The sequence below is a fragment of the Pseudomonas sp. NY11955 genome (genome assembly GCF_048068035.1).
Classification (GTDB): domain Bacteria; phylum Pseudomonadota; class Gammaproteobacteria; order Pseudomonadales; family Pseudomonadaceae; genus Aquipseudomonas.
The window spans coordinates 153,651-169,951 of record NZ_JBLUPS010000012.1; the positions used below are offsets into that span (position 1 = coordinate 153,651).

Annotated in this window: 15 protein-coding genes; 11 read left to right on the forward strand and 4 right to left on the reverse strand. The window is 63.4% G+C overall.

Annotated elements, in window-relative coordinates:
• Positions 1–101: 101 nt before the first annotated feature.
• From gabP to ACNFBR_RS21670, 6 genes are all read left to right on the forward strand, one after another.
• Positions 102–1,499, forward strand: coding sequence for a GABA permease (gabP, locus tag ACNFBR_RS21645; RefSeq protein WP_416736699.1), 1,398 nt, complete (start codon positions 102–104; stop codon positions 1,497–1,499).
• 507 nt (positions 1,500–2,006) lie between these two features.
• Positions 2,007–2,723, forward strand: coding sequence for a GntR family transcriptional regulator (locus ACNFBR_RS21650; protein WP_416736700.1), 717 nt, complete (start codon positions 2,007–2,009; stop codon positions 2,721–2,723).
• Between the two features lie 62 nt (positions 2,724–2,785).
• Entirely contained in the window at positions 2,786–4,105 is a 1,320-nt protein-coding gene (locus tag ACNFBR_RS21655; protein ID WP_416736701.1) for an NAD(P)/FAD-dependent oxidoreductase, read from the forward strand.
• A gap of 183 nt (positions 4,106–4,288) precedes the next feature.
• Complete coding sequence (locus ACNFBR_RS21660) at positions 4,289–5,617, forward strand: MFS transporter (RefSeq protein ID WP_416736702.1); 1,329 nt, start codon at positions 4,289–4,291, stop codon at positions 5,615–5,617.
• Between the two features lie 73 nt (positions 5,618–5,690).
• The gene (locus ACNFBR_RS21665) at positions 5,691–6,584 is read left to right on the forward strand and encodes a dihydrodipicolinate synthase family protein (RefSeq protein WP_416736703.1); all 894 of its coding nucleotides are present in this window, start codon (positions 5,691–5,693) and stop codon (positions 6,582–6,584) included.
• Between the two features lie 13 nt (positions 6,585–6,597).
• Complete coding sequence (locus ACNFBR_RS21670; protein WP_416736704.1) at positions 6,598–8,088, forward strand: aldehyde dehydrogenase; 1,491 nt, start codon at positions 6,598–6,600, stop codon at positions 8,086–8,088.
• 176 nt (positions 8,089–8,264) lie between these two features.
• Here ACNFBR_RS21670 and ACNFBR_RS21675 read toward each other — a convergent pair whose 3' ends face one another.
• Positions 8,265–8,735, reverse strand: coding sequence for an RNA methyltransferase (locus ACNFBR_RS21675; protein ID WP_416736705.1), 471 nt, complete (start codon positions 8,733–8,735; stop codon positions 8,265–8,267).
• 71 nt (positions 8,736–8,806) lie between these two features.
• Positions 8,807–9,178, reverse strand: coding sequence for a YajD family HNH nuclease (locus tag ACNFBR_RS21680; RefSeq protein ID WP_016488597.1), 372 nt, complete (start codon positions 9,176–9,178; stop codon positions 8,807–8,809).
• 132 nt (positions 9,179–9,310) lie between these two features.
• Between ACNFBR_RS21680 and ACNFBR_RS21685 the strand changes: the two genes are divergently transcribed.
• The gene (locus tag ACNFBR_RS21685) at positions 9,311–9,589 is read left to right on the forward strand and encodes a hypothetical protein (RefSeq protein WP_416736706.1); all 279 of its coding nucleotides are present in this window, start codon (positions 9,311–9,313) and stop codon (positions 9,587–9,589) included.
• 135 nt (positions 9,590–9,724) lie between these two features.
• Here the strand turns inward: ACNFBR_RS21685 and ACNFBR_RS21690 are convergent, their stop codons facing one another.
• Entirely contained in the window at positions 9,725–11,767 is a 2,043-nt protein-coding gene (locus ACNFBR_RS21690) for a S9 family peptidase (protein ID WP_416736707.1), read from the reverse strand.
• A 92-nt stretch (positions 11,768–11,859) separates the two neighbouring features.
• Here ACNFBR_RS21690 and ACNFBR_RS21695 point away from each other — a divergent pair, with 92 nt between their 5' ends.
• From ACNFBR_RS21695 to ACNFBR_RS21705, 3 genes are read left to right on the forward strand one after another with little or no spacing between them, the layout of a single operon-like run.
• Positions 11,860–12,357 (forward strand): MFS transporter, encoded by a 498-nt coding sequence (locus ACNFBR_RS21695; RefSeq protein ID WP_416736708.1) that lies wholly within the window; start codon positions 11,860–11,862, stop codon positions 12,355–12,357.
• Positions 12,358–12,375: 18 nt separating this feature from the next.
• Positions 12,376–13,149 (forward strand): class II glutamine amidotransferase, encoded by a 774-nt coding sequence (locus ACNFBR_RS21700; protein ID WP_416736709.1) that lies wholly within the window; start codon positions 12,376–12,378, stop codon positions 13,147–13,149.
• A 9-nt stretch (positions 13,150–13,158) separates the two neighbouring features.
• The gene (locus ACNFBR_RS21705; RefSeq protein WP_416736710.1) at positions 13,159–13,680 is read left to right on the forward strand and encodes a DUF2937 family protein; all 522 of its coding nucleotides are present in this window, start codon (positions 13,159–13,161) and stop codon (positions 13,678–13,680) included.
• A 291-nt stretch (positions 13,681–13,971) separates the two neighbouring features.
• Here ACNFBR_RS21705 and ACNFBR_RS21710 read toward each other — a convergent pair whose 3' ends face one another.
• Positions 13,972–14,883 carry a LysR family transcriptional regulator gene (locus ACNFBR_RS21710; protein WP_416736711.1) on the reverse strand — a complete coding sequence of 304 codons (912 nt, stop codon included), beginning with the start codon at positions 14,881–14,883 and terminating at the stop codon, positions 13,972–13,974.
• A gap of 130 nt (positions 14,884–15,013) precedes the next feature.
• On the opposite strand from ACNFBR_RS21710, the gene ACNFBR_RS21715 reads away from it, so the two are divergent.
• Positions 15,014–16,297, forward strand: coding sequence for an MFS transporter (locus tag ACNFBR_RS21715; protein WP_416736712.1), 1,284 nt, complete (start codon positions 15,014–15,016; stop codon positions 16,295–16,297).
• Positions 16,298–16,301: the final 4 nt, after the last annotated feature.

A 16,301-nucleotide genomic window follows, 5' to 3' on the forward strand; every position in this document is an offset into this window, starting at 1 on the left:
CCTCGCTGGCGTACCGTGAGCGGGCGCGAAGCTCATCCACGCTGGGTTTCGATCCAGGAGCTTCACGTCCCCCCACAAAGAAAACAAAAGCAGGGATCAGGATGACAATGACAAGCGCGAGTGGCGCCGGCAATCAGCTGGCGCAAGGCTTCAAGCAACGCCATGTGACCATGCTCTCCATCGCCGGGGTGATCGGTGCCGGGTTGTTCATCGGCTCCGGGCACGCCATCGCCGCGGCCGGCCCCTCGGCCATCGTCGCCTATGCCCTGGCCGGTGCGCTGGTGGTGCTGGTGATGCGCATGCTCGGGGAAATGGCTGTCGCCAGCCCCGATACGGGCTCGTTCTCCACCTATGCCGACCGCGCCATCGGCCGCTGGGCCGGCTTTACCATCGGTTGGTTGTACTGGTGGTTCTGGGTGCTGGTGATCCCCATCGAAGCCATCGCCGCTGGCGTGGTCCTCAACAACTGGTTCCCGCACATCGATGCCTGGTTCTTCGCCCTGAGCATGACCGTGCTGTTGACCGCTACCAACCTGTTCAGCGTGGCCAAGTACGGTGAGTTCGAGTTCTGGTTCGCCATGCTCAAGGTCATCGCCATCGTCGCGTTCATCGCCCTCGGCGCAGCAGCCCTGGCCGGTGTGTTGCCGGGGCGTGAAGTCAGTGGCCTTCCCCTGTTGCTGGAACAGCAGGGCGGCTTCATGCCCAATGGCTGGACGGCGATCATCGGTGCCTTGCTGACCACCATGTTCAGCTACTTGGGTACCGAAGCGGTAACCATCGCCGCCTCCGAATCGAATGACCCGGCACGCAACATCGCCAAGGCCACGCGCTCGGTCATCTGGCGTATCAGTGTGTTCTACCTGCTGTCGATCTTCGTGATCATCTCGATGGTGCCGTGGAACGACCCGCTGCTACCCGTGCAGGGTTCTTACCAGCGCGCGCTGGAAATCATGAACATCCCCTACGCCAAGCAATTGGTGGACATCGTGGTGCTGGTGGCGGTGGCCAGCTGCCTGAACTCGTCGATCTACATTTCGTCGCGGATGCTCTATTCGCTGAGCAAACGTGGCGATGCACCGGGCTTCATCCAGCGTACCTCGAAGGTGGGTGTGCCACGGGCGGCGGTGATTGGCAGTACGCTGATCGGCCTGTTGGCGACCATCGTCAATTATTTCGCCCCGGCCGAGGTGTTTGCCTTCTTGTTGGCCAGTTCCGGGTCGATTGCCTTGCTGGTGTACCTGGCGATTGCCTTTTCGCAACTGCGCATGCGCGCCATCCTGCAGCGGCAGAATGTCGAGATTGCCTTGCGCATGTGGCTGTACCCGTGGCTGACCTATGCGGTGATCGGCTTCATCATCTTTGCCCTGGGCACCATGTTCGTCATGCCCAAGCACCGCATGGAGGTGTCGCTGACGCTGGCATTGGCGCTGGTGATTCTGCTGCTGGGGGTGATTACCAGCAAGCGCCATGCGCGGCGGGAGGCGCTAGCGGTTTCGTGAACGGTTGAGGTAATGGCTGGGTGTACGCCGAGAGGTTTTCGGCGCCTGTGAGATCGAGCGCCGCCCGCGCGGCGCATCGCGAGCGAAGCTCGCTCCTACATTTGTTTCGGGCCAGTTATGCCTGTAAAAACAGCGCGCGGCCGCCTTGTTGGTTCGACTCGATACCGAGCCATGCACCAAGGCGGTCGCGCGCGGCTGTCACAGGAATAATTGTCCCGAAACAAATGTAGGAGCGAGCTTCGCTCGCGATGCGCCGCGCGGGCGGCGCTCGATCGTACAGGCGCCAAAAATGCTCGCCATGTCGCATCGGGAGAATTTCTTGTCCGGTTTGGCAATGCAGCGTCGAGGGTGTTTAATCTCACCCCTGAATCCGCTGGAGCCCTTGAAAACAAAGGCCCAGACAGATTTCACCGTTCATCGAAAATGCTGTAGACACATTGTCTAACAGTGCCCTATAGTCGTTATACAAATAGTAGACACAGCGCTATGACAACAAAGAAGGCCGCCATGAAAGCCACCGTCCAACCACTCGCCGCAGAAGTGCCGCAGGACCGCAAAGCCGTCCTCGCCGAAGCGCTGCGCCGCCGGATCCTGAGCATGGAACTGGCCCCGGGCGCCGTGGTGGATGAACTGGCCCTGTGCGACGAATTTGGCCTGTCGCGCCCCCCGGTCCGCGAACTGCTGCGCCAGATTGCCGCCGAAGGCTACATCGAACTGGAAGCCAACCGCGCGCCACGCGTCGCGGCCATGAACCACGAGTCGCTGCACAGCTTCTACGTTGCCGCCCCGCTTATCTACGTGGCCACTACCCAGCTGGCCGCCACCTACGCCAGCGCTGAAGAAATCGAAGCGCTCAAGGTTATCCAGGCCCAATTCCGCCAGGCCATCGAAGAGCGCGATGTGGAAAACCGCGTGCTTTACAACGACGCCTTCCACCTGGAAATCGGCAAGATGGCGCACAACGACTACCTGATGCCAAGCCTGCGTCGGCTGCTGATCGACCACACCCGCTTGGGCAAGATCTTCTATCGCCACCCGACCACCGACGACATGCAGCGCGACCTCGAGCTGGCCTGTGAACAGCACGAGCAGATGATCCAGGCCATCGAGCGCCGCGACCCGCAAGCCGCCGGCCAGCTGGTGCGCGAGCACTTCGAGCTGTCGCGCCGGCGCATGGCCGAGTACGCCGCGCCGCAAGGGCTGGATGTGCCGATTCAGCTATGAGTTACACAGGTAAGCCCCGCCGGTGCTGACCATCCGACGACTACAAGAACCAGGTTAGTGACATGACAAGAATAAGTTCGTTACCCGCCGATGATGCCAGCTGTGGTTGGTATCACCTGAGCCAGCCCCGCACGCCACGGCCGGCCCACAGTGGCCACAGCCAGGCGCGCTGGGTGGTGGTCGGCGCCGGCTTTACCGGCCTGGCTGCCGCGCGGCAGTTGGCAACGAACTTTCCCCACGACGAGATCGTGCTGGTCGAGGCCCAGGAAGTCGGTTACGGCACCTCCGGGCGCAATGCCGGCTTTGCCATCGACTTGCCGCACGATATCGGTGCCGAGGACTACATTGGCGACATCGGCATCGCCAAGACCGTGCTCAAGCTCAACCTGGGTGGCCAGCAGTACCTCAAGGACCTGATCGAGCGTTACGGCATCGAGTGCCAGTTCCGCCACTGCGGCAAGTACCAGGCGGCCATCGAAGACCGCGGCATCGCCGTGCTCGATGCCTACCGCCGTGGTCTGGACAAGCTTGGCCAGCCCTACGAAGTGATCGAAGGCCGCGACCTGCCCGAGCACATCGGCACGCACTTCTACCGCAAAGGCCTGTTCACGCCTGGCACTGCCTTGCTGCAGCCCTCGGCGCTGGTCAAAGGCCTGGCCGACAGCTTGCCGAGCAATGTCTCGCTGTACGAGCGCACCCCCATCACCGACGTCGAGTACGGCGACAAGGTGGTGCTGCGCCACGCCAACGGTTCGATCACTGCAGACAAGCTGGTACTCACCACCAACGCCTTCGGCATGAGTTTCGGCTTCCTCAAGGGGCGCATGCTGCCGGTATTCACCTACGGCAGCATCACCCGCCCACTGAGCGAGGACGAACAGGCGCGCCTGGGCGGCAAACCTTACTGGGGTGTGATCCCGGCCGACCCGTTCGGCACCACCATGCGCCGCACCGTCGACAACCGCCTGTTGATCCGCAACAGCTTCAGCTACAACCCCGACGGGCGCAGCAACCGCAAGTACCTGGAGCGTTTCGTCCAGCGCCACCGCGAATCGTTCACCCGGCGCTTCCCGATGTTGCCCGAGGTGAACTTCGAATATACCTGGGGCGGTGCACTGGCACTGTCGCGCAACCACATGGGCTTCTTTGGCAAGTTGGCGCCCAATGTAGTGGGCGCACTGTGCTGCAATGGCCTGGGCGTTACCCGTGGCACCGTCAGCGGCAAGTTGCTGGCCGACTGGCTGGCCGGCGACAAGAACGAACTGATCGAGTTTTTGCTCAAGGCCCCCGGGCCCTGTGCAAACCCGCCGCAACCCCTGGTTTCCCTGGGGCTGAACGCCAACCTCATGTGGGGACAGTACCGCGCCGGCAAAGAAAGCTGATCGTCAGCTGAGTTAGGCCAATAGAACATTTACGTCGGCGTTAGTTGGCCGGCACGGGCGCGGCTTGCCCGAATTCGATGATCGAGATGCGCAGTCCGATCACCCGGGGCTGAAGGCGGTTTTCAGTTTCGCGGACGCGCTCGCCTTGCAAATGTGCATGTAGCAGAAATGGTAGGAACAATAATGACAAGTCCGAATGTTTCGATTGAAGATGTACCGATCAACAACTTTCACCAGTTGCTGACCCTACGCTCCGGTGGCGGCTCGTTCGTCGACGGCTATGTATTGAGCATCATTGGCGTGGCCATGGTGCAGATGTCCGCAGGGCTTGAGCTGACCAGCTTCTGGCAAGGCATGATCGCCGCCTCGGCGTTGATCGGCATTTTCTTCGGTGGCTTCTTCGGCGGTTGGCTCACTGACCGCTTCGGCCGCAAGCGTGTGTTCTTCGTTGGCCCAACCCTGTTCATCCTGGCTTCGGTCGCGCAGCTTTGGGTCGAGTCGGCGCTGGCGTTGTTCCTGCTGCGGTTCGCCATTGGAATAGCCGTGGGTATCGAGTATCCGGTCGCCACGTCGCTGCTGGTGGAGTTCCTGCCCAAGAAGAACCGCGGCCCGCGCCTGGCCACCCTGACGGTCTTGTGGTTTGCCGGTGCCGCCACGGCCTATCTGGTCGGTGAGGCCATCCTGCGCCACGGCGGCGACGATGCCTGGCGCCTGGTACTGGCCAGCGCCGCAGTGATCGGCGCGTTACTGTTCGCCGTCCGCCTGGGTACCCCGGAATCGCCACGCTGGCTGATCAGCAAAGGCCGCTCGGCCGAGGCCGAGCAGGTGATCAAGCGGGTTTACGGCAATGGCTTCTCGCTGAAAAACCTGCCGGAAGAGCCCAAGACCCGCAAGCTGTCGTTCCTCAGCCTGCTGCACTCCGGGTACGGCAAGCGCATGCTGTTCGTCACTATGTTCTGGACCTGCTCGGTGATTCCGGTGTTCGCCGTCTACGCGTTCGCCCCGAAAGTGCTGGGCGCGTTGAACCTGAAGGGTGACTGGGCATCGATCGGCTCCATCGCCATCACGTTCCTGTTCGTGGTCGGCTGCATCGTCGGCACCCGCTTGCTCAACACCCTCGGCCGGCGTACCACGCTGCTGCACAGCTTCTTCTGGTCGGGGCTGGCGCTGCTGGGCCTGGGCGCTTTCAGCAACGGCAACGAGATGCTGATCCTGGTGCTGTTCGGTGCCTATGCCTTGTTCATCGGTGGCGCCCAGGTGCTGCAGCTGGTGTACCCCAACGAATTGTTCCCCACCGAAATCCGTGCCGGCGCCGTGGGCGTGGGCACCTCCATGTCGCGGGTCGGTGCCGCCGTCGGCACCTGGCTGGTACCTATCGCCCTCGACAGCTACGGCATCGGCGCCACCATGTACGCCGCTGCTGCCGTGACCTTCGTTGGCCTGGCCTTCTCGGTTGCCCTGGCCCCGGAAACCCGTTCGTTGAACCTGCAACAAGCGGCTTCGCTGAGCTGAAACCCTACAACCCACCGCAGCGTCGTTGCGTTGCGGCCTTTACCACACTGAGCAACGCACTGGAGAACCTACCGTGAAATTCGAAGGCATCTACACCCCGGCAATCACTCCGCTGGCTGCGGACGGCTCGATCGACAAGGCGGCGTTCGCCGAGGTCCTCGAATACCTGGTCGAGTCGAAAATCCACGGCGTCATCATTGGTGGCTCCACCGGCGAGTACTACGCCCACACTACTCAGGAGCGCATCGAGCTGGCAGCCCAGGCCAAGGACGTGCTCAACGGCCGCCTGCCGCTGATCGTCGGTACCGGTGGTATCCGCACCGAAGACGCCATGGCGTTCGCCCAGCACGCCAGGGAAATCAAGGCTGATGCGCTGCTGGTCGGCACCCCGCCGTACGCGCTGCCGACCCAGCAGGAAATCGCCCTGCACGTCAAAGCCGTCGACGCCGCCGCTGGCCTGCCGATCATGCTCTACAACTACCCAGGCCGCATGAGCGTGAGCATGGGTGAAGAATTCTTCGATGCCGTTGCCGATGTGAAAAACATCGTCGCCATCAAGGAAAGCTCCGGCGACATGGCCCAGTTGCACCGCCTGGCCATCCATCGCCCGAACATCCAGCTGTCGTGCGGCTGGGACGACCAGGCCCTGGAGTTCTTCGCCTGGGGCGCCAAGAGCTGGGTCTGCGCCGGCTCCAACTTCATCCCGCGCGAGCATGTGGCCCTGTACGAGGCCTGCGTGATCGAGAAGGACTTCGACAAAGGCCGCAGGATCATGGCCGCCATGATGCCGCTGATGGACTTCCTGGAGGGTGGCAAGTTCGTCCAGTCGATCAAGTACGGTTGCGCCCTCAACGGCCTGAGCACCGGTGGCGTGCGCAAGCCGCTGTACGACCTCGATGCTGCCGAGAAGCAGGCGCTGCAGCGCGTGGTCACCGAACTGAAGGCCACCATCGCCCAGATCCAATAAGGAGGCCGGAAAAATGGCTGAATTGCTGAGCAAGGAACAATACGCGGCCATCGCCGCCGAACTGCAACTGCGGACCAAGGCCTTCATCGACGGTGAATTCCGCGATGCGATCTCGGGCAAGACCTTCGTTACCACCAACCCGGCCACTGGCAAGCAGCTGGCCGAGGTCGCCGCTTGCGACGTCAACGACGTCAACGTCGCCGTGGCCGCTGCCAAGCGTGTGTTCGAAGCGGGCACCTGGTCGAAGATGCAGCCGAACGACCGCAAGCATGTGCTGCAGAAGTTCGCCCAGCTGCTGGAAGACAATGCCCACGAGCTGGCCGTGCTGGAAGCGCTGGACAGCGGCAAACCGGTCAGCGAGTGCCAGACCGTCGACGTGCCGGAAACCATCCATACCATTCGCTGGCATGCCGAGCTGATCGACAAGATCTACGACGCCACCGCCCCGACCGGCAACGCTGCCGTGACCCTGGTGGTGCGCGAGGCCATCGGCGTGGTCGGCCTGGTGCTGCCGTGGAACTTCCCGCTGCTGATGCTGGCCTGGAAGATCGCCCCGTCGCTGGCCGCCGGTTGCTCGATCGTGGTCAAGCCGGCCAAGGAAACCACCCTCAGCGCCCTGCGCGTGGCCGAGCTGGCCCACGAGGCCGGCATACCGGCCGGCGTGTTCAACCTGGTGCCGGGCGGTGGCCGCGAAGTGGGCGAGGCCATCGGCCGCCACATGGACATCCCGATGGTCAGTTTCACCGGATCCACCGACACAGGCCGCCTGTTCCTGAAATACGCCGCCGAGTCCAACCTCAAGCGCATCGTCCTGGAGCTGGGTGGCAAGAACCCGGCAGTGGTCATGAACGACGTCGAGGACCTCGACGAAGTGGCCCAGTTCGTCACCGCCGGTGCGTTCTGGAACATGGGTGAGAACTGCTCGGCCTCGTCGCGCCTGATCGTGCACAAGGACGTGAAGGACGAGCTGCTGAGCCTGATCGCCAAGCACCTGAAGGATTGGAAGCTGGGCGACCCGCTGGACCCGGACAACCGCCTGGGTGCCATGGTCAGCAAGTCGCATTTCGAGAAGGTCAGGTCGTACCTGGAATACGCTGCCGAGCAGAAACTCAGCATCGTTCAGGGGGGCGAAACCGAGGACGGCGTGTTCGTGCAGCCGACCATCGTCGACAACGTTGGCCGCGACGACAAATTGTTCGTCGAGGAAATCTTTGGCCCGGTGCTGAGCGTGACCAGCTTCGAGACCATCGATGAAGCCATCGAACTGGCCAACGACACCGTCTACGGCCTGGCGGCTTCGGCCTACACCGGCAGCCTGCGCAATGCGCTGCGCCTGTCGCGGGAAATCCGCGCGGGTGTGGTGACCGTGAACTGCTTCGGTGAAGGCGACGTGACCACGCCGTTCGGTGGCTACAAGGAGTCCGGCTTTGGTGGGCGCGACAAGTCCATCTGGGCCCATGACCAATACACGGAGCTGAAGACCATCTGGATCAACGCTTCGTGACCTGAGCAAGACCGGTGCTGTTCTGACGGAGTTCGGCACCTGGCCGCCCTGTGTTGTCAGTGCCGGCCCTTTCGCAGCACAAGGCTGCTCCTACAGGGTTCACACTGCCCGCTGTTGTAGGAGCAGCCTTGCGCTGCGAAGAGGCCAGCCCTGCTGTCGCAGTGGCGGCCTTTTCATTATTTGAACTTGGGCCCTGAGCGGGTATTCAGCCCTTTGGCCAAACGGTCATACAGCACCACATTCACCGTCGCCGCCAGGTTCATGCAACCCTCGGTGGGGATGTAGATGGTTTCTTCACACCACGCCCGTACCTCGGGACTGAGGCTGCCATCCTCCGGCCCGAAGATATAGATGGCCCGGTCCGGGTGGGTGTATTCCGGCAATGGTCGCGCACCGTCCACCAGTTCCACCGCCACAGGCGTGCAGCCCAGCGGGATGATGCGCTGCAGGTCGTCGATGCCGATCAGCGGGATGTCGTAGTGCACGCGCTTGGTGTCGGTGACGAAGTCCCGCGCGCGTTCATACCGTTTGCCGGTGTAGAACACCGAATTGACGCCATAGCAGCCCGCGGCGCGCATCACCGAGCCGACGTTTTCTGCCGACTTGGGGTTGAACAGGCCGATGCAGCTGTATCGTTTGTTTGCCACGTACCGGGGCCCTTCGCGAAAAAAGCGCGATTATACGGGCTGCCCGGTAGCAGCGGGGGGCGAATCGATGGTTAGTCTTTTTTCAGCATGCCCGCCAGCGCGGCGAACGGGTTGTGGGTGGCCTTGGCGATGCTCGGCGTGCTGGTGGAGCCTTCGCTGAAGTACTGCTGGTCGGTGTAGCGCGAGTGCTCGTTGTCGTGGCAGTACAGGCACAGCAGCTCCCAGTTGGAGCCGTCCTGCGGGTTGTTGTCGTGGTTGTGGTCGCGGTGGTGCACGGTCAGCTCGCTCAGGCGCTTGCCGGCGAACTCGCGGGCGCAGCGGCCGCAGACGTGCGGGTACATTCTCAGGGCTTTGTCGCGATAGCCCATTTCCTTGTCGCGCTTGGCATCGGCCAGGATGCGGTCGAGGCGCGCGGTGGCGGCGGCGGAAGAGGTGGAGCTCATGGTGTTTCCTTTGTTCTGATCAGGCAGGTGACGGTTATGCCATTGAGTCTAGCGCGCTTGCAGGGCAGGCGGACAGGCGAAAGCTTTGAATTAGGCGTAGCCTGTAGGAAGGTTCCCGACAGGAGGTTGCTGATGTTTCACGCGATCCTCACCGCGCTGTTGCTGGCTGGCTTGCCCATGGCCGAAGCGGCCAGCACGCCACCCCGGCTCACTACTCCGGTACCCGGCGCCCCCGGTACGCCGACGCCCACGCCTTACCCGCAGATAACCCCGAGTACGCCGCCCAAGGCCTATGACAACCAGCCGGGAGCACCGCTGCTGCCACCGATGCCGGTGCCCGGGCCGCCGAAGGACCAGCCATTGCCGGGGTTGCGGCCAGAGCCGCCGAAACCGGCGGTGGAGGATGATTGAGTACAGCCAACCTGCCTTGCCCCTGTGGGAACAGCAGGCCTGAGTAAAACCCAGATTGTGGGAGCGGGCTTGTCGAGGCGTCGAACCGCCGCGAACACCGGCGAAGCCGGTGCCAGCCACCGCGCAAATCTGTCTTTACGCCACACCCAGCTCGCCAAACACGAACGCATATTCCAGGGCCACATCCTTCAGCCCCTGGTAACGCCCGCTCATGCCCCCATGACCCGCCCCCATCTCGGTCTTGAGCAGCAGCAGGTTGCCGTCGGTCTTGTGTGTGCGCAACCGCGCCACCCACTTGGCCGCTTCCCAGTACTGCACGCGGCTGTCGTTGTAACCCGCCACCACCAGCAGCGCTGGGTAGGCCTGGGCCTTCACGTTCTCGTAAGGTGCATACGCCTTGATCCGCTCGTATACCTGCGGCTCCTCTGGGTTGCCCCATTCGTCGTATTCGGTCACGGTCAGTGGCAGCTCGGGGTCGAGCATGGTGTTGAGCACGTCGACGAACGGCACTTCGGCAATCGCGCAGCGGAACAGTTCGGGGCGCAGGTTGAGCACCGCGCCGATCAGCAGGCCACCGGCGCTACCGCCGCTGATCGCCAGCCGGTCGGCCGTGGTCACGCCCTCGGCGACCAGGTGCTCGGCACAGGCGATGAAATCGCTGAACGTGTTGTGCTTGTGCTCCTGCTTGCCGGCGCGGTACCAGGCCTCGCCCAGTTCGCCGCCGCCACGCACATGGGCGATTGCAAAGGCCACGCCGCGCTCCAGAAGGCTCAGGCGCGCATGCGAGAACCACGGGTCCAGGCTTTCGCCATAGGCGCCGTAACCGTACAGGTACAGTGGCACGGTCTGGCCCTGGTCCTGCCGGCGGCGTACCAGGCTGATGGGCACCTGGGTGCCGTCCGCCGCGGTTGCCCAAAGGCGCTCGCTGACATAATCGTCGGCATCGAACGCACCCAGCACCGGGGTTTGCTTGAGCACCGCCTGCGCGCCTGTGGCCAGTTCCAGTTGGCGCACTTGTGCCGGGCGGTTGAGCGCTTCGTAACGCAGGCGCACGCGGGTGCTGGCGAACTCCAGGCTGTCCTGCACGTACAGGCTGTAGGCGGCGTCTGGCAGCTCGACGCGATAGGTCGGCAGGCCTTGTGGGCATACCTCGATGATTGGCAGGCCGCCTTCGCGCAGGCTCAGGGTCAGGGCACTGGCATTCAGGCTGAGGCCTTCGAGCATGATCGTATCGCGGTGCGCCACCAGCACCTGCCATTGCTCACGGCCTGGCACTGGCGTGACGGGGGCGTGGTACAGCGCAAAGTTGATGCCGTCCTGGTTGGTGCGGATGAACCAGCGCCACTCACCTTCGAGTTGGCCATGGTCGGGGAAGTACTCGTGGCCTTCGACGCGCGGTGCCAGGCAGGTGAACGGCGCCTGCGGGGTTTCGGCGTCCAGTACCCAGGCCTCGCTGGTGGTCTTGCTGTTCAGCAGCAGCACCAGTTGGCGCTCGGAACTGGTGCGGTAGCAGTGCAGGAAGAAGCGCCCGTCGGGCTCTTCGAAGACGGTCTGCGCGGCGTCGCTGCCCAGGGTGTGGCGACGCAGGCGCCATGGCCGGTGGGTGTCATCCAGTTCGGCGAAGAACAGCGTCTGGCTGTCGTTGGCCCAGGTCAGGCTGCCGTCGCAGTCGTCGAAGGGCAGGGAGGTGACGTTGCCAGTGGCCAGGTCCTTGACGTACAGGGCGTAGATCTCGTCGCCGCTGGTGTCGAGGCTGTAGGCCAGCAGGCGGTGGTCGGGGCTGACGTTGAACGCGCCGAGCGACAGGAAGCCGCCATTGGCCAAGGCATTGGGGTCGAGCAGCAGTTGCTCCTGGCTTTCATCGACGGTGTTGGAGTCGTCGGCCGGGCGCGGGCAGCGGTAGTGACGTGGGTATTCGTCGCCGGCGGTGGTGCGGGTGTAGTACAGGTAGGGGCCCCAGGGCGACGGCAGTGACAGGTCGGTTTCCTGGATGCGGCCCTTGATCTCTTCGAACAGTTGTTCACGCAACGGTGCCTGGTCGGCCAGGCAGGCTTCCTGGTAGGCGTTTTCGGCTTGCAGGTAGGCAAGTACCTCGGGGGTGTCGCGCTGTTGCAGCCAGGCGTATGGGTCGGCGGCGTTGTCGGCGTGGGCGATGGGCGGCAGAGGCTTGTTGGGCATTGGTGATCTCTTGGCTAGGGACAGGCAAACACTGTCTGCGCCCGGAAAAGTGTTTATCATAGGCATCTCTTTGCCTGGCTTGCACGAACACCATGACCGAGAACGACTACACCTTCGCCTGGGGCCTGTACGCTGTGGCCGCGCTGGGCTGCCTGCTGGTGGGCTTCAAGCTTACCGGCTGGATGTGGCGCTGGCTGCGCGAACCGCTGCGGGTGGTGCTGGCGGTGCTGCTGCTGACCCCGACCGTGGTCGATCCGGTCAAGGACAGCTTCGCCCCGGCCATCGCCATCACCGCCCTGGATGTCGCCTTCAAGGTTGGCAATAACGCCTGGCGTGCGGTGTCCGACTTCGCCATGTACGGCATGATCGCCTTTGGCCTGTATTTTCTCTTCGTGCTGGCGCGCTGGCCGCTGGAAAAGCGCGCCCGCGAGCGCCGTGCGCACGCCGAGGCGGCCGCCAAGCGGCTGGCGGACGAAGATCACCAGGTCGTCGGTCAAGCGCCATTGGCTGCCGAACGCGGCGACCGTTACCGCGACGACCCACGCCCTGCCGCACCCCGCGGCAATGGCCGGGTCGAGCCCCGTCTGTAAGCGCAGGAGACACGCCTGATGTGCGAACTGCTGGGCATGAGTGCCAATGTCCCTACCGACATCGTTTTCAGTTTCACCGGCCTGATGCAGCGCGGCGGACGAACCGGGCCGCACCGTGATGGCTGGGGCATCGGCTTCTACGAAGGCCGTGGCTTGCGTCTGTTCCAGGACCCGGCCGCGAGCAGCGAGTCTGAAGTGGCCAACCTGGTGCAGCGTTACCCGATCAAGAGCGAAGTGGTGATCGGCCACATCCGCCAGGCCAACGTTGGCAAGGTGTGCCTGTCCAATACCCACCCGTTCGTGCGGGAGATGTGGGGCCGCAACTGGTGCTTCGCGCATAACGGCCAGTTGGGCGACTTCAAGGGCCAGGCCAGTTTCTACCGGCCGGTGGGCGACACCGACAGCGAGGCCGCGTTCTGCGACCTGCTCAACCGCATCCGTAGCGCCTTCCCCGAACCGGTGCCGGTGGAACAGCTGCTGCCGGTACTGGTCGAAGCCTGTGCCGGCTACCGTGGGCAGGGCGTGTTCAACTGCATGCTCAGCGACGGCGATTGGCTGTTCTGCTTCTGCTCGACCAAGCTGGTGCACATTACCCGGCGCGCGCCGTTTGGTGCCGCACGGTTGAAAGATGTCGACCTGATCGTCGATTTTCATACCGAAACAACCCCCAACGACGTGGTCACGGTGATTGCCACCGAGGCCCTGACCGAAAACGAAACCTGGCACCGCTACGAGCCGGGTCAATGGGCGCTGTGGCGGCACGGCGAGTGCGTGGCGCAGGGCCAAAGCTAAGGACGCTGCATGTTCAGAAGTTACCTGCGGTTGCTGCTGTTCACCTTCGGCCTGCTGGCCGGCATCCAGGTCCCGGGGCTGGTCAAGGACTACAGCCAGCGGGTCGAGGCGCACCTGTTCGAGTCGCGCGAAGCGCTCGACGGCTTCCGACAGACCGCCGAACGCTTCTTCAAGGGCGACCTGCAAGCGTTGCTGCAGCATTACCGCAGCAGTGACGACCCGGTGTTCAACAGTGACGCCAACAGCATCGAAAGCCTGATGATCCGCAACGAATTGCTGGAAAACGAATGGCAGGCGCTGCAAGGGTCCTGGGCTGAGCGTACTTGGCATGTGCTGGTGCAGGCCGACCCGCGGTTGCGCGAAGAAACCCTCAATGGCTACAGCTACCAGATTTTGCTGGTGCCCGAGGCGATTGGCTGGGGCGTGGGCGCAGGGTTTGTGCTGGCCTTTGTGGTCGAGAGCCTGTTGCTGGGGATTGGCTGGGTGATATTGGGTGGGCGGCGAAGGGCGGTGAAAGAGAGCTGGCGCTGAGAATGCTCGCCACACAATTTGTGGCGCCTGGGAGATCGAGCGCCGCCCGCGCGGCGCATCGCGAGCAAGCTCGCTCCTACGTTTGTTTCGGGCCAATAATTCCTGTGCCATTTGCGCGCGTACGCCTTGGCGCATGGCGCTATATCGCGTCGTACAAACAAGGCGGTCGCGCGCGCCTGTCATAGGCGTTACTGGCCCGAAACAAACGTAGGAGCGAGCTTGCTCGCGATGCGCCGCGCGGGCGGCGCTCGATCTCACAGGCGCTGCATTTGCAACGGCAAGCACCTGCGTTCAAACCAACACAATTCTCTGCCCCCCCACATCCCGCGCATACGCTTCCAGCACCTGTCGACAAACCCCAACCACCTCATCCACCAACGCCACCCCAGTCTGCCAAGCCACCACCAGCTCCAGGCTCGGCGGCGGCTGCAGCCCTTCCAGCAGCACCAGCTCACCCCGGCTCAACTCGGCATCCACCAGCGCCGGGGGCAACGCGCCAATGCCAAAGCCGTCTCGCAACAAGCGAGTAATCGCCGCCACCGAGTTCACGCAGTTCAACCGTGGCGCCTCTGCGCCCGCAGCTTGCAGCAGGCTCAACACCTCCTGGTGCGGCCGTGAGTTCTTCGAGAAGGTGATGATCCGCTCGCGCCCAAGCTCGGCCAGCGAGGCGTAGTCCCGGTGCTGGTGGGCGCCGGCAGCCACCACCCAGCCCATTGGGTAGCGCGCCAGGTCGAGGCTGCGGATCGACTGCTCGCGCAGCAGGTCGGTCTGCAGGATCACGTCGAGAAACCCTTTCTGCAACTGCTCGCGCAGGTTCAGCGCCGTATCGGCCACCAACTCGATTTCCACCTGTGGGTAGCGCTCGGTCAGCTCCGCCACCAGCGCGCTCATCCAGGTGTGGATCACGGTGTCCATCACCCCAATGCGGATGCGCCCGACCTTGGCCCGGTCGCTGTCCAGCGACTGCTTCATGGCCTTGGCGGTTTCCAGCATGCGCTCGGCATACTCCAGCACCTTGCCGCCTTCCGGGGTCAAGCTGACGCCGCGAGAGTCGCGCAGCAACAGTTTTACCCCCAGGTCGGCCTCCAGCGCGGCGATGCGGCTGGACACCGAGGCCTGGGTGGTGAACAGCTTTTCGGCCGTCAGGCGGAAGCTTTTGAGCCGGGCGACCCAGACGAAGGTTTCGAGGAAGCGAAGGTTCATGATCAGTTTTTCTTGTTCCAGACCGGCGGTTTTTATCGTTGGACTCAATCGTCGCGGCCTCTGAACAATGGCGCCCAGGCCGCGACGCTTTATGTCGCCCATAAAACAATACCAACAAGCCGAGGCATCCATGAACCCCACCGGCGTGCAGCAGGTCAGTACCCCATCTTCGTCCGGGCCTTTCGCCTGGTACCGTGACATCGACAAACAGCAACGACGCACCTTCTGGAGCTGCAAGATCGGCTATGGCCTGGACGGCATGGACACGCAGATGCTCAGCTTCGTCATCCCCACGCTGATCATGCTGTGGGGCATCACCACCACCGAAGCCGGGTTGATCCACACCAGCACACTGATCGCCTCGGCCGTGGGGGGCTGGGTGGCCGGCATCCTCTCCGACCGCATCGGCCGAGTACGCACCCTGCAGCTGACGGTGCTGTGGTTCGCCTTCTTCACCTTCCTCTGCGGCTTCGCCCAGAACTACCAGCAACTGCTGATCGCCCGCACCCTGATGGGCTTTGGTTTCGGCGGTGAATGGACCGCCGGCGCGGTGTTGATCGGCGAGGTGATCCGTGCTCAGGACCGAGGCAAGGCGGTTGGCATGGTGCAGTCCGGTTGGGCCATCGGCTGGGGCCTCACGGCGATTCTCTATGCGCTGCTGTTCTCATGGTTGCCGCCAGAGCAGGCCTGGCGCGCGCTGTTCCTGCTGGGGCTGGTGCCGGCGATCTTCGTGATTTTCGTTCGCCGCCTGGTCAAGGACCCCGAGGTGTACCGCGAGGCCAAGTCGGTGGAAAACGCCGAGGCACCTTCGCACTTCTACGAAATCTTCGCACCGGGCATGCTCTGGACCACCGTGCGTGCGTCCTTGCTGACCACTGGCGCACTGGGCGGCTACTACGCCATCACCTCGTGGCTGCCGACCTTCCTCAAGAACGAGCGCGGCCTGAGCGTGCTGGGCACCGGTGGCTACCTGGCCATGGTGATCGTCGGCTCGTACGTGGGTTATGTGGTCAGCGCCTACTTGTCCGACCTGCTGGGGCGCAAGAAGAACTTCATCCTGTTCGCCGTGGGCTCGTTCATCATCGTGCTGCTGTATACGCAGATGCCGGTCAGCGATGGCGTGATGCTGTGGCTGGGCTTTCCGCTGGGCTTCTTCGCCTCGGGCATCTTCAGCGGCATGGGGGCGTTTCTGACGGAGCTGTTCCCCACGCGCATTCGGGGTTCGGGGCAGGGCTTCTGCTACAACATCGGCAAGGTCATCGCGGCGCTGTTTCCGCTGCTGATCGGCATGCTTGGCCAGAATGTGCCGCTGGGCCTGGGTATTGGCGTGTTCTCTGCCGTGTCCTACGGGATTGTGATCGTGGCGGCCTTGAGCCTGCCGGAAACCCGCGGCAAACAGCTGCTGGCGCGGTAAGGTA

Coding starts and splice junctions, on each gene's coding strand:
- gabP (WP_416736699.1), top strand. CDS start 102: ATGACAATGACAAGCGCGAGTGGCGCCGGCAATCAGCTGGCGCAAGGC.
- ACNFBR_RS21650 (WP_416736700.1), top strand. CDS start 2,007: ATGAAAGCCACCGTCCAACCACTCGCCGCAGAAGTGCCGCAGGACCGC.
- ACNFBR_RS21655 (WP_416736701.1), top strand. CDS start 2,786: ATGACAAGAATAAGTTCGTTACCCGCCGATGATGCCAGCTGTGGTTGG.
- ACNFBR_RS21660 (WP_416736702.1), top strand. CDS start 4,289: ATGACAAGTCCGAATGTTTCGATTGAAGATGTACCGATCAACAACTTT.
- ACNFBR_RS21670 (WP_416736704.1), top strand. CDS start 6,598: ATGGCTGAATTGCTGAGCAAGGAACAATACGCGGCCATCGCCGCCGAA.
- ACNFBR_RS21680 (WP_016488597.1), bottom strand. CDS start 9,178: ATGAGCTCCACCTCTTCCGCCGCCGCCACCGCGCGCCTCGACCGCATC.
- ACNFBR_RS21685 (WP_416736706.1), top strand. CDS start 9,311: ATGTTTCACGCGATCCTCACCGCGCTGTTGCTGGCTGGCTTGCCCATG.
- ACNFBR_RS21690 (WP_416736707.1), bottom strand. CDS start 11,767: ATGCCCAACAAGCCTCTGCCGCCCATCGCCCACGCCGACAACGCCGCC.
- ACNFBR_RS21695 (WP_416736708.1), top strand. CDS start 11,860: ATGACCGAGAACGACTACACCTTCGCCTGGGGCCTGTACGCTGTGGCC.
- ACNFBR_RS21700 (WP_416736709.1), top strand. CDS start 12,376: ATGTGCGAACTGCTGGGCATGAGTGCCAATGTCCCTACCGACATCGTT.
- ACNFBR_RS21705 (WP_416736710.1), top strand. CDS start 13,159: ATGTTCAGAAGTTACCTGCGGTTGCTGCTGTTCACCTTCGGCCTGCTG.
- ACNFBR_RS21710 (WP_416736711.1), bottom strand. CDS start 14,883: ATGAACCTTCGCTTCCTCGAAACCTTCGTCTGGGTCGCCCGGCTCAAA.
- ACNFBR_RS21715 (WP_416736712.1), top strand. CDS start 15,014: ATGAACCCCACCGGCGTGCAGCAGGTCAGTACCCCATCTTCGTCCGGG.